The organism is Psychrobacter sp. AH5 (genome assembly GCF_040371085.1).
GTDB lineage: Bacteria > Pseudomonadota > Gammaproteobacteria > Pseudomonadales > Moraxellaceae > Psychrobacter.
The window spans coordinates 966,817-978,580 of record NZ_JAMBMT010000001.1; the positions used below are offsets into that span (position 1 = coordinate 966,817).

The 11,764-nt window shown below is 44.7% G+C and carries 12 protein-coding genes; 2 read left to right on the forward strand and 10 right to left on the reverse strand.

The window, feature by feature from the left end:
* Positions 1-4 precede the first annotated feature (4 nt).
* Positions 5-1,159 carry a DEAD/DEAH box helicase gene (locus tag M0N77_RS04140; RefSeq protein ID WP_353103788.1) on the forward strand — a complete coding sequence of 385 codons (1,155 nt, stop codon included), beginning with the start codon at positions 5-7 and terminating at the stop codon, positions 1,157-1,159.
* Positions 1,160-1,277: 118 nt separating this feature from the next.
* Here the strand turns inward: M0N77_RS04140 and M0N77_RS04145 are convergent, their stop codons facing one another.
* From M0N77_RS04145 to ilvA, 8 genes are all read right to left on the reverse strand, one after another.
* Positions 1,278-2,087, reverse strand: coding sequence for a sulfite exporter TauE/SafE family protein (locus tag M0N77_RS04145; RefSeq protein ID WP_353103790.1), 810 nt, complete (start codon positions 2,085-2,087; stop codon positions 1,278-1,280).
* Positions 2,088-2,133: 46 nt separating this feature from the next.
* Complete coding sequence (gene ccoS, locus M0N77_RS04150; protein ID WP_353103792.1) at positions 2,134-2,388, reverse strand: cbb3-type cytochrome oxidase assembly protein CcoS; 255 nt, start codon at positions 2,386-2,388, stop codon at positions 2,134-2,136.
* An 80-nt stretch (positions 2,389-2,468) separates the two neighbouring features.
* A complete protein-coding gene (locus tag M0N77_RS04155) occupies positions 2,469-3,239 on the reverse strand; it encodes a YdcF family protein (protein WP_353103794.1) in 771 nt (256 codons plus the stop codon).
* Positions 3,229-4,353: a UDP-N-acetylmuramate dehydrogenase gene (gene murB, locus M0N77_RS04160; RefSeq protein ID WP_353103796.1), complete on the reverse strand. Its 1,125-nt coding sequence runs from the start codon at positions 4,351-4,353 to the stop codon at positions 3,229-3,231. Before murB ends, M0N77_RS04155 begins: the two co-directional genes overlap by 11 nt.
* Positions 4,354-4,535: 182 nt before the next feature.
* A complete protein-coding gene (locus tag M0N77_RS04165; RefSeq protein WP_353103798.1) occupies positions 4,536-5,033 on the reverse strand; it encodes a low molecular weight protein-tyrosine-phosphatase in 498 nt (165 codons plus the stop codon).
* A gap of 236 nt (positions 5,034-5,269) precedes the next feature.
* Entirely contained in the window at positions 5,270-5,710 is a 441-nt protein-coding gene (locus M0N77_RS04170; RefSeq protein ID WP_353103800.1) for a S4 domain-containing protein, read from the reverse strand.
* 123 nt (positions 5,711-5,833) lie between these two features.
* Entirely contained in the window at positions 5,834-6,250 is a 417-nt protein-coding gene (locus M0N77_RS13185; protein WP_371834186.1) for an excalibur calcium-binding domain-containing protein, read from the reverse strand.
* A 126-nt stretch (positions 6,251-6,376) separates the two neighbouring features.
* Positions 6,377-7,930 carry a threonine ammonia-lyase, biosynthetic gene (gene ilvA / locus M0N77_RS04180; RefSeq protein ID WP_353103801.1) on the reverse strand — a complete coding sequence of 518 codons (1,554 nt, stop codon included), beginning with the start codon at positions 7,928-7,930 and terminating at the stop codon, positions 6,377-6,379.
* A gap of 431 nt (positions 7,931-8,361) precedes the next feature.
* Here ilvA and rpiA point away from each other — a divergent pair, with 431 nt between their 5' ends.
* Positions 8,362-9,021, forward strand: a complete 660-nt coding sequence (gene rpiA / locus M0N77_RS04185; protein WP_353103803.1) for a ribose-5-phosphate isomerase RpiA — start codon at positions 8,362-8,364, stop codon at positions 9,019-9,021.
* A gap of 444 nt (positions 9,022-9,465) precedes the next feature.
* Here the strand turns inward: rpiA and argF are convergent, their stop codons facing one another.
* Both argF and alr read right to left on the reverse strand, forming a co-directional pair.
* Positions 9,466-10,383 (reverse strand): ornithine carbamoyltransferase, encoded by a 918-nt coding sequence (gene argF / locus M0N77_RS04190; RefSeq protein ID WP_353103805.1) that lies wholly within the window; start codon positions 10,381-10,383, stop codon positions 9,466-9,468.
* 156 nt (positions 10,384-10,539) lie between these two features.
* The gene (gene alr / locus M0N77_RS04195) at positions 10,540-11,694 is read right to left on the reverse strand and encodes an alanine racemase (protein WP_353103807.1); all 1,155 of its coding nucleotides are present in this window, start codon (positions 11,692-11,694) and stop codon (positions 10,540-10,542) included.
* Between the last annotated feature and the right edge of the window lie 70 nt (positions 11,695-11,764).

Sequence of the window (11,764 nt, forward strand, 5' to 3'; positions counted from 1 at the left end):
TTTTTTGAGTCATTTTACCAAATTTACTGATTTGCCACTGTCAGCGCCGACTTTACGCGCCATCAAAGATTTAGGTTTTACCGACCTGACGCCTATTCAGGCACAAATACTGCCTCATACTTTGGCGCATCAAGATGCTATCGGTCAGGCACAAACCGGTACTGGCAAGACCGCTACTTTTTTGATTACTATTATCGAGACGCTACTTAAACGTCCCTTTTCTGCTGATGAAGAGCGCTACCTTGGTGAGCCACGCGCGGTCGTTATGGCACCTACGCGCGAGCTTGCGCAGCAGATATTTGATGATTGTATAGAGCTGACCAAATACACTGACTTGCATAGCGTTTGTATTATGGGCGGTACTAGCTACGATGCTCAGCAGCATGAGCTTGAGCGCCAATATATCGATGTATTAATTGCCACCCCTGGCCGGCTAATAGATCTGATGAATAAGGGTATGGTCTATCTTGATAGAGTAGAGGTACTAGTATTGGATGAAGCCGATCGTATGCTCGATATGGGTTTTATTCCTGATATTAAGCGCTTAGTGGGCCGTATGCCTGCTAATACTGATCGTCAAAGCTTATTATTTTCGGCCACCTTTAATCAAGATGTGATGAATCTGGCTTATCGCTGGTTACATGAGCCGCAGTTTGTAGAGATTGAACCTGAACACAAGACTAGTGAGCTGGTAGATCAGCATTTTTACCTGTTAACCGAAGAGCAAAAATTAGCCGCTTTGCAGCGTATTATCGCTGATGATAAAGTAGATAAGGTTATTGTTTTTGCTAATCGTAAAGATCAGGTCAAGCGCTTATATCATAAGCTGCGTCAAGCACACAAAATTGTGATGTTATCTGGCGATGTCATCCAACAAAAGCGTGAGAAGTACCTACAGCGCTTCAAAGAAGGTCATGCTTCTATCTTAGTAGCCACTGACGTAGCAGGACGCGGTATCCATGTTGACGATATTAGTCATGTGGTCAATTATACTTTACCCGATCAACCCGATGATTATGTGCATCGTATTGGTCGTACCGGACGCGCCGGACAAACTGGTATTAGCATCAGCTTTGTCAGTGAAGACGATGCCTTTAACTTGCCAGCATTAGAGAAGCATTTAGGCACTAAGTTTAGTCTGGAGCAGTGGCAAGAATAGTCAGTCTTCAAAGTCATAATAAACAGCTACTTAAACCTAAAAAAACCTTCAACAAATGATTTTGTTGAAGGTTTTTTAGCATAAACTAACTCGCACTAAAGTTAGCATGCGCTAATAGCTAATTACTCTGTGAGCCATTCGTGTGATGCATGCTATGACCCATCTCATGGCTATCAGCAGAATCAGAGGTAATTGACATAGGAGCGCTATGATTCATGGGCATGTCACTATGATTACTACCGTGACCACCACCATGCATACTGGCCATTAGCATAGGGATAAAGACTACTGCTAATCCCGATAACACCATAATAGCGCCGTTTAGTTGACGCAAACGTAGGCGGCCAATTTGGTTGCGGAGCCAGCCTACTGTTTCGTGCGTTGCTACCAACATCGGTACTGTACCCAAGCCAAATACAAACATTAAAGCTGCGCCGCTTAGCGGGTTATGAGCGACCACGGCAATTAATAACGCGCCATAAACCAAACCACAAGGCAAAAATCCCCATAATAAACCGGCTGCTAATGCACGCGGATAAGTGTTAAGCGGAAACACTTTTTGGCGCACGGGACTCAAAAATTGCCAAAAGCGCATACCCAAACGTTCAAGCTTACTCAAAAACGGTGCGCCAAGCATAGTAACACCGACAAATACCAATACTAAGCCCAATAAAATGCGCGGTGTACTATTTCCCTTCATCAGTGGCTCTAACACCGCAGTACCAATCAATCCAGCTGCTAAACCTAGCATCGCATAGCTAGTCAGACGGCCAAAATGATAAGTAGCAATTAAGGCGCGGCGTTTAGCTGGGCTGACATCTTTCATCGATAGACTAAAAGCGGCGACCAAACCTCCACACATACCTAAGCAGTGCGGAGAACCAAAAAATCCCATAAAAAATGCAGCAACAATTAAAGCGGTGGTCATAGGGAGCGTATCCTATTACAAAGTAAAATGATTGAGTCTAGAATTATTATTTGGAATGCTGATCTTCACGTTTAATATCAGTAGTAACAGAAGAAGCAGTAGTCACATCAAGCGGCTTATCGGTAGCGTCTTCATGAGCTTGAATAGTTTGTCGGCGTTCTTGACGATCCTCTAAGATGATACGCTGAGAGGCATTGTCTAAGTCCTCAAACTGATTGGATCTGACGGCATAGCGTACCGCCCAAATAGCCACCACAAATAACATTAAACTCAATGGGATTAATAAAAAGATACTGAGCATAATAAACCTCTAAGTGACCGTTTTTATAAAACATCATTCTATTATACGCTTATCTTTAGCTGATTAAAGGCACAAGCTAGCTAATTAAAGGTTTTTACCGCATTGCCTCTTGGGGTTAGCAATTGCTCGGTACTCACCTCTTGAGCTTGGCGGCAGTTATTCTGCGGACGAATGACATCACGCAAATACGCTGCAATCTCATAAACCGCCCGCCTTGAATGCGTTAAGTTCTGCGCAGGCTCCCTCCAATCACGTCTCACAGGTAAGGGCGCACTCAAAGGAGTGCTATTAATACCATTTAAGGCAAATTGTCTTCGCGCTCTTGCCATGTGATAGCTATCGGTAATGAGATAGACATGATTTAAGGGAATGCGCTTAGCGGTAAAGCGCGCGTTCTCGCAAGTATTCATACTGGCATTTTCGCTAATCAAACCATCGATACCGTGCTCAAGCAGCCATTGACCAAGCCAAGGAGCTTCCGCGCCGCTGATAACGATAGGTAGAGGTAGATCGTGATACGCCGTAGCTGCAGTGCGCGCACGATTAAGGCTATAGCCATTAAGGATAATCTGATTATTATTGTCGTTGGTCAACCCGCCGCCTAATACCACGTAAGCGGTAGGCGGCGAGCTCATAGCCGATGACGGCATAGTAGGAAGGGGTAGACGCGTTAGCACATAAACAACAGCTTGTGAAAACAACGGGGTAAATAAGCTAATCAGTACTAAAACGACAGAGGTTGAACCAACTAAAAAGGTAATATTAATAATACGAAACACTTTGACCATACGCTCAGCTGAGCGCAGATAATAACGCCATAACCGTTTGGATAAGGGTCTTTTAGTCCCCATAGCTACTCGATCCAAGAGTGCCATCTGCGTTTACCCAAATGGGCTCTCGAGTTAAAGTGATAGCAAATTTATCATAAACACATTGGCTAATATAATCTTGCGCTCTTGCGACATCAATCTGCTTGGCTTGATAAGGCGCATGATTGGTTAATACTAGCGCTTGCTGCTGATGAGTGATAATGGGCGCTATCCCCAAACCTTTTAGGCCAGCGTGCTCAATCAACCAGCCAGCAGCGACTTTGGTTTTTTGCTCGCTCATGGGATAGCCGACAATATCGGGATAGCGGGTTTGTAGCGCCAAAAACTTTGCATTATCAATAATAGGGTTTTGAAAAAAACTACCGCAATTGGCCAGCTTTTTGGGATCAGGGATTTTTCGCTGACGAATATCAATGATCGCTTGCATGACATTATAGGGCGTAGGTTTAGGACGCTTTTGCTGCATTGCATAATGCTGTGCTACCGCTTGCACATCGCCGTAATTGGCCGATATTTGCGTCTGATCGGTGTGCAGGCGTAAGCGCACTCGGCTGATAAGCCAACTATTAGGCTCACGTTTAAACAAACTATCACGATAGCCAAACTGACACTCGGGTTTTGTTAATTCATGCCAAGTTTGCGTCGGCAGGTGATAAGCTCGAACCGATTGTAAGGTATCATCTAATTGCACGCCATAAGCGCCGATATTTTGCACGGGAGCCGCGCCTGTCAATCCTGGTATCAGCGCCAAATTCTCTAAACCATACCAGCCTTGATTAACGGTATAGGTCACTAACTCGTGCCAATTCTCGCCCGCCATCACCTCGATATCGACATAGTCTATAGTCTGATTAGTGACTTTGATACCGCGCATAAAGGGACGCAGCACGATAGCGTTCAGCTTTGAGGGCAGCAAGACATTACTACCGCCTGATAATACAAATAAAGGTGGTGGATTGTCAGGCGCGTTATTATATTCAGCCATAAAGGCATCTAGCTGCGCCTCACTGCTTAAAGTTACCGACTTATCAGCCACGCAGGCAAGCGCCATAGTATTGGCGTGAGAGAGGTCATGCGATAAATGGTAGGAATAAGCATCAGTAGTAGGTGAGTCAATTGGCAAAGCTAGAGTCATAAATAAGCCTGTATAACTGAGAATTAACGAGGAGGCGCTATTAAAACATAATAATGTAATCAATAATTTTGAGCGATAATCAGCTCTAACCAGATATTATAAAGGATAAAAAGCATCCTAATAGCTCAGTTATGAGCCTATAAGCTAAAAACCTACTTAGTTTTTAGCTATTTATGAAAGGGCTAATTGGTTTTCCAGCTCTCAATCCAAGCTTGGGTACTCGACTCAATACGCTTGATTACCTCTTCAAAATCCTCACTTTCACCCTGATAAGGATCAGGCACATCATCGCCGCCGTAAGTAGGATCTTCTTCACTGAATAACGCCAACTTTGCAAGTTTATCTGTTGACTCGGTTATACCGTCTTTTATCTGCTGCAAATCGGCTAGGTTTTGTGCGTCCATCGCTAAGATTAAGTCAAATTTATCAAAATCCTCAGCGCTCACTTGACGCGCTACTAGTTTGCTAATGTTATAGCCATTAGACTTAGCATGGCGCTGAGCGCGCTCATCGGGAGCATGACCGATATGCCAATCACCAGTTCCTGCTGAGTCTATCTTTATATCCAAACCAGCAATAGCAGCCTGCTGACGAAAGATCTCCTCAGCAGTAGGCGAACGACAAATATTACCTAAACAAACTAGCAGTACAGAGGAGGGGGCAGAAGCTTTAATGGGCATGAGATGACCTTTTTATAAGCGATTATTTTATAAAACAAAAGCTACATAACAGAAGCTATGTAGAGCGGTATAACTAGCGACTATCTTGACTAAAAAACAGGCTATTTAACGAGTAAATAACCTGTCATAAAATAGCCACTAGCGTAACGATAAATAGTTATAAAGGCAAGGTAAGCTATCAACTAAGGAGTAGTAAAATTAGAGTTTAAAAACTTAAGCTTAATAAGTATAAAGCTCTAATCTTGATTGTTTTTAAAGCGCTGTAAATCGCGGCGCTCTTTTTTATTGGGCTTATTGTCAGGGCGAGCTAGATTTGATAGTTTACGCTGCTCAGCATAATAGGCACGGCGCTCAGCGCTTTCCTCCGTTTCTGAATATAGCTGTTGTGCTGCACTAGCGTTACCGCGCTGAGCACTTAAGGCTTCGACAATCACGGTTTTCTCGCTCATTGCTGTCGCAGAGCCTTGACGAATCTGCAGCTCATCACCCACCGCAATCTCTTTGCTGGTTTTGACTCGGCTACCGGCATAATGCACGCGTCCACTCTCAATCGCTTCTTTGGCAAGAGTACGAGTCCGATAAAAGCGCGCCGCCCATAGCCATTTGTCGATACGCATTCGCACCGCGTCTGGTTGGCTATGGCTTGGCTGATTATGATTTTTATTATGTTTACTCATCAAAACCTCATTGATATCAGTACATTAGGATATAAATGGTGATTTATTTAGCAATTAAAAGAGCGATTAGCCATAATTAGCACACACATCGAGGTGATTTAGCAGTTTGTTAGTGTTATGCAATTAGTAACACCACTGCTGCTCACAAGGGATGCCGTCATTATTGCCATCCATTTTAGTACCAGGGCAGTTGTTGCTAAAGTAAGTCGCCTCTGCGCAAGACCTCATCTGCGAGCAGTGCTTTCTTCCGTCACACACAAAAGCTTGAGTCGGCGTAGTCGTTTTAGGACTAGGAGCGGTTGTCTCTACGGGACTAGAATAATCAGCTATGGGGGCTACTGTTTCTAGATCCGTATTGGCTACCGACTCGTTATAAGTTGGCGGTATATTGGCAAGCTCTTCCTCACTAAACACGATGTTATCAATATTCTCGGACGAGGTAGTAGTGAGAGTCTCATTTGAAGAGAGTTTGGGCTGTAGATAAATATAAGCAAAAAAAGCTATCAATAATGCTGCGACTATCATAATAATTGGTTTCATGGCTACTCACATAAATTTGCTGATACAAATTTATTCTATGGACGCATTGAGCTTAATTAGCTCCTATAGCCGCTAATTAAGCAGTCAATATATAAACAACGAGACTTATAAATAGGCAAAAACCAACTATTTTAAGAATAGCTGATAGCCAATATTGTCGTTATGCATCATACAATCATAGCCAATATCAAGCAGCGCATCTTGTAGCTGGCGTGAGTTGCTTATTGAAGCTTGCAAGCCTACTAAGACTCGGCCCTCAGCGGCTCCATGATTGCGGTAGTGGAATAAAGTAATATTAAAGTCATCGCCTAATTTTTCAAGGAAAGTTAATAAAGCACCAGGACGCTCAGGGAATTTTACCGTCAATAACTGCTCGTCTTTGACATGAGCATGACCACCAATCAAGTGACGAATATGCGATTTGGCAATATCATCATCGGTCAGATCGTGAGCGACATAACCATCGGCCGCCAACTGCGTGCTAATCGTTTCGCGCTCCTTATAGCCCTCTTTTAGCGCAATACCGACAAAGATTGAGGCCGGTTCCATCGAGTCAGGCGACAACTGATTGTCGGCCCGATAATTAAATTCAGTGATATTTCGGCCCTGTAAGCTGCGGCAGAAGTTTAAGAAAGCGCCAGTTTGCTCAGGAATAGTCACTGCAAAGATCGCTTCTTTTTTCTCACCGATCTCAGTACGCTCAGCGATATAACGCAGGCGATCAAAGTTCATATTTGCGCCGCAAACAATACCGACGCAGTTTTTGCCTTGCAAGTTATGGGCTTTAATATATTTTTTCATGCCAGCGATAGATAGTGCGCCCGCTGGCTCGACGATACTGCGATTCTCTTCAAAGACGTCTTTGAGCGCCGCGCAAACCTCATCATTGCTACAAGTGATGACCTCAGGCTCAACGATTGGCCCTGAGCCATCGCTTTTTTGCGTGCGTACCACCTCGAACGGTAACTCACCAATTTGTGCCACCGCTACGCCATCGACGAATAAACCGACTTGCTCAAGTTTGACACGCTCGCCTGCTTCTAACGCCGCTTTTAGACAAGCGGATTGTTCGGCCTCCACGGCGATGACTTTGACGTGTGGCGCAACTTCTCCCAAAAATGCCGCCACCCCTGAGATTAGACCGCCGCCGCCAACTGCGACGAAGACGTAGTCCATATTGCGCCACTGCTGGGTCAGCTCAAGACCGATAGTGCCTTGACCGGCGATGACCAGCTCATCATCATAAGGCGGAATAAAGGTGAGGCCTTCGATCTGTGCGCGGTTGATCGCATAGCGGTTGGCTTCATCAAAGCTATCACCATGCAGATCGACGTTACCGCCTAAAGCTCTGACCGCTGACACTTTGATATCGGGAGTGGTAGTCGGCATAACGATGATGTTATTGAGCATCAGTTTACGGGCTGAATAAGCGACCCCTTGGGCGTGATTGCCGGCTGAGGCACAGATAACACCGCGCGCTTTTTGCTCAGCACTTAGCTGGCTAATACGATTATATGCGCCGCGCAGTTTAAAAGAGAAGACAGGCTGCAAATCTTCACGCTTAAAGCGAATATCGTTATCAAAGCGCTGGGTTAGCTTTGGAGCCGCCTCAAGTGGCGTTTGAATGGCAACATCATAGACGGTGGCTTGTAAAATGGCTCTTACCCAGTGTGACAGCATAGTGTTTCCTAAAAGACGGTTAATAATGATAAAGGGAGACAAAAAAATTAGGTGGTGTGTCAAAAAGTATGCTGATTAAAATTTGAACAATTTTTGAAGCCTTGAAAGCCCTATAGAATCAGAGAACTTAGCATAGATTTCTTATTGACTTTTATCGCCAGCATACTTTTTAAAACACCACCAAAAATTAAATAGATTAGCCTATGCTGATTTTACGCATCTTGCAAGACACAATTGTATTTTTATGAGCTTTAAACAGCGGTTGAGCGGTTATAATTAAACTGGTTTTGCTTTGGTTTGTAAAGTGCTGATATCGAGAGCGTAATGAGCACTTAGCAGTGCTTAGCAGCTAACCTTTATAAAAGTTATCAGTTATAATAGCCGCGCCTTTTACCGTTTTAAAATGAATTTTATTTTCCCAAGGATTTACCATGAGTGATCAGCATGCACAAAAGCAAGCCGCCGCCCAAGCTGCCCTACAATATATCGAAGACGATATGATATTGGGTGTGGGCACAGGCAGTACGGTTAATTGTTTGATTGAGTTGTTGCCTAAGTTTCGTCTAAAAGGCGCGGTTGCAAGCTCGCAAGTGACCGAAGATAAACTCAAGGCGCTTGGTATCGATGTGGTAGATTTGAACTTTGCTGGTACTCTTGATGTGTATATCGATGGCGCTGATGAAGTCAACGCGCATCTGCAATTAATCAAGGGCGGCGGCGGCGCGCTGACGCGTGAAAAGATCGTCGCTGCCGCTTCCAATAAATTTATCTGCATGGTGGACGAGAGCAAGACGGTAGAGATATTAGGCCGCGCCTTTCCGGTACCGATAGAAGTGCTGCCGCAAGCGCGCTCTTACGTCGCCAGACAATTAGCGCAGATGGGCGGTGAGCCGGTCTATCGTGAAGACTTTGTCACCGATTATGGCAATGTGATATTGGATACTTATGACTTAGATGTCAGCGAGCCTATCAAGCTTGAAGCTAAGCTGAATAATATCGTTGGCGTCGTGTGCAATGGTATCTTTGCTGCCAATCAAGCCGATGTTTTGTTAAAGGCGAGTAGTAGCGGCGTTGAGACTTTATTACGTTAAAAGATTTAAGCATTAACGGACAACGTGGAAAAAACGATAAGGTTTACGTAGGCTACGGCTTTAGCCCAGCAATCGTATGCTTTGTAAGGTTAATTAGCTATGATTCTGTGCTATATATCTAAATAATTAGTAGAGCGCTTTATACTCAGTTATTTTTAAGCCAAGTTTAGGCGATGGTGCGCGGGGCGCACCCTACAAAAAAATAAGCCTAGCATATCGATGAAATTTTAGCTTTAGTCGGTGAATAAGATTTATATTTCAAGGCTTACAAAATCAAATTCTCTATAGTCATAGAGTTTTCAGAGCAATAAGCTTTTGTAGGGTATACCTATAAATCCTGAACCATAAACAGCAAAAAGGCAGACTACTATAAGTACTCTGCCTTTTTGCTGTCTATTTTAAGACTATTTGATGGTAAGGTAATAAGCTATTAACCCCTCAGAGCTATACTTTAATCTTATCTTTGAGTAAGAACTCCATCAGCGCTTTTTGCGCATGTAAACGATTCTCGGCTTCATCCCAAACCACTGAGCGCGGATCATCTAACATATCATGCGAGATCTCTTCACCGCGATGTGCTGGCAGGCAATGCATAAAAACCACTTCTGGATCGGCTTTGTCTAATAATGATGGCGTCACTTGATAAGGGGCAAAACGGCGGGCGCGGGTATTTTGCTCAGACTCTTGTCCCATGCTAGCCCAAACATCGGTAACGATTAGGTTGGAGTCTTTAGCGGCATCTTGCACGTTTTCGACTAAGCTTACGCAATGCGAGAAGCGCTTCATCAGCTCAGGATCTGGCTCAAAGCCATAAGGCGCTGCAACTCTTAGTTCAAAACCAAACTGACTGGCAGCCTGCATAAAGGAGGCGCACATATTATTGCCATCGCCGACCCAAGTGACGATCTTATTCTCGATACTGCCGCGATGCTCATAATAAGTCTGCATATCAGCAAGCAGCTGACAAGGATGAAACTCATCGGTCAAAGCATTGATAATGGGCACGCTTGAGTATTTGGCAAAGGTTTCGACCTTTTCGTGGCCAAAGGTACGAATCATGATGATATCGACCATGCTAGAGATGACCCGCGCTGAATCCTCTAACGGCTCGCCGCGACCGAGCTGGGTATCATTGGGCGACAAAAAAATAGCACTACCGCCAAACTGACCCATACCTGTCTCAAAGGAGATACGGGTACGGGTAGAGGATTTCTCAAATATCATCCCAAGGGTGCGGCCGACAAAGGGCTGATAAATCTCGCCAGCATGTTGCATTTTTCGCAGCTCACTTGCGCGTTTGATAAGGTTTTCAAGCTCTAGTTTGGTTAAATCAGATAAGGTCAAAAAATGGCGCAAGCTCATAGCAATCCTAGCAGTCGATCACGGTCAAGTAAAGGGGTAGGTTATCAGTCGTTGTTAATAGTCTTGCAACGAGGCATTGACCGCGCTGATAACAAACTTTTAGTATAGCGCAATTACTTTTAATGTAAATGGCCAATTTTGCAGACGATAGGGATCTCAAAATTGGATAAGATGGCAACGCAAGTTATGATTTTTTAGGCGATCAGGCCGCGTGCTTAAGCGGCAGAGCAGCTCGTAGCCGATAGTGCCTGCTTGAGCGGCGACTTCATCAACATGTGGCGAGCTACCCCAAAGGATAACTTTACTATCTAACGAGATATCCTCAGGCATTTGGCTGACATCGATAACAATCATATCCATAGCGACGCGGCCGCGCACCGGGCACAGATAACTTTGTACTGAGTTATCTTGCTTATTCTTGGCAAGGACACAGACACAAGCCTCTTCATTGACCACTCTAGGATAGCCATCACCGTAACCTATGCTAACTAGTGCCGTTCTGGTGGGCTGATCTGCGATCCAGCGGCTACCATAGCCGATAGCCTCGCCAGTATTGACCATAGAGAGTGCCATAATCCGCGCGCCAAATTCCATAGCCGCTTGTAAATTGAGCGCTTTGGCAGATTGATCGACGACAGGCGAGCTGCCATAAAGCATAATGCCCGGACGCACCCAATCATAGTGATGCTCTGGGAAATTGACTACTCCTGCTGAATTGCATAGCGAACCTTGAATGTTTTTATTAACCGTACTTTTCAATAGTGTCAGCATCTCAGAAAAGCGCTGAATTTGTTTGGCATTTAACGGGTGATCGCGGTCATCAGCATTAGCAAAGTGGGTGGTCAAAATAAGCTGAAAACCTGCCTCATTTAACTGCTTGGCTGCCGCAATTGTCTGCTGATAATTAAAGCCTAGGCGGTTCATGCCGGTATTATATTTGAGCCAAACGACACGAGTAGCGCTATCAGGGCTAGGGATATTAGCAAGTGCCCAATCGAGCTGCGGCTGATGATGAATAACTGCGCTACAATCCTGCTCAATAGCTTGCTGCCACTCACGAGCACTAAAGACCCCTTCAAGCAGTCCGATGTTTTTAGTCCAGCCCAGTTGCCGCGCCTCTAAAGCTTCGGTGAAGCTTGCGACCCCGATAGCGTCTGCTTGCTGCAAAGCGGGCAATACCATCGCCACGCCATGACCATAAGCATTGGCTTTGACCATGGCTAGCACCTTTGAGCTAGGCGCGCGCTTTTTGACTTGCTTGAGGTTGTGGGTGAGAGCGTTAGGATCGATAGTGACGGTAGCAGTACGCATAGTGGACTTCTTTTACTAAGTTTTAGAAAAGGTTTTAAAATAAAAAAAGGGGTAATAAGGTGTATTAAAA

Coding starts and splice junctions, on each gene's coding strand:
- argF (WP_353103805.1), bottom strand. CDS start 10,383: ATGAGCTTGCGCCATTTTTTGACCTTATCTGATTTAACCAAACTAGAG.
- ccoS (WP_353103792.1), bottom strand. CDS start 2,388: ATGCTCAGTATCTTTTTATTAATCCCATTGAGTTTAATGTTATTTGTG.
- M0N77_RS04155 (WP_353103794.1), bottom strand. CDS start 3,239: ATGGGGACTAAAAGACCCTTATCCAAACGGTTATGGCGTTATTATCTG.
- M0N77_RS04170 (WP_353103800.1), bottom strand. CDS start 5,710: ATGAGTAAACATAATAAAAATCATAATCAGCCAAGCCATAGCCAACCA.
- M0N77_RS13185 (WP_371834186.1), bottom strand. CDS start 6,250: ATGAAACCAATTATTATGATAGTCGCAGCATTATTGATAGCTTTTTTT.
- murB (WP_353103796.1), bottom strand. CDS start 4,353: ATGACTCTAGCTTTGCCAATTGACTCACCTACTACTGATGCTTATTCC.
- alr (WP_353103807.1), bottom strand. CDS start 11,694: ATGCGTACTGCTACCGTCACTATCGATCCTAACGCTCTCACCCACAAC.
- M0N77_RS04145 (WP_353103790.1), bottom strand. CDS start 2,087: ATGACCACCGCTTTAATTGTTGCTGCATTTTTTATGGGATTTTTTGGT.
- M0N77_RS04165 (WP_353103798.1), bottom strand. CDS start 5,033: ATGCCCATTAAAGCTTCTGCCCCCTCCTCTGTACTGCTAGTTTGTTTA.
- ilvA (WP_353103801.1), bottom strand. CDS start 7,930: ATGCTGTCACACTGGGTAAGAGCCATTTTACAAGCCACCGTCTATGAT.
- rpiA (WP_353103803.1), top strand. CDS start 8,362: ATGAGTGATCAGCATGCACAAAAGCAAGCCGCCGCCCAAGCTGCCCTA.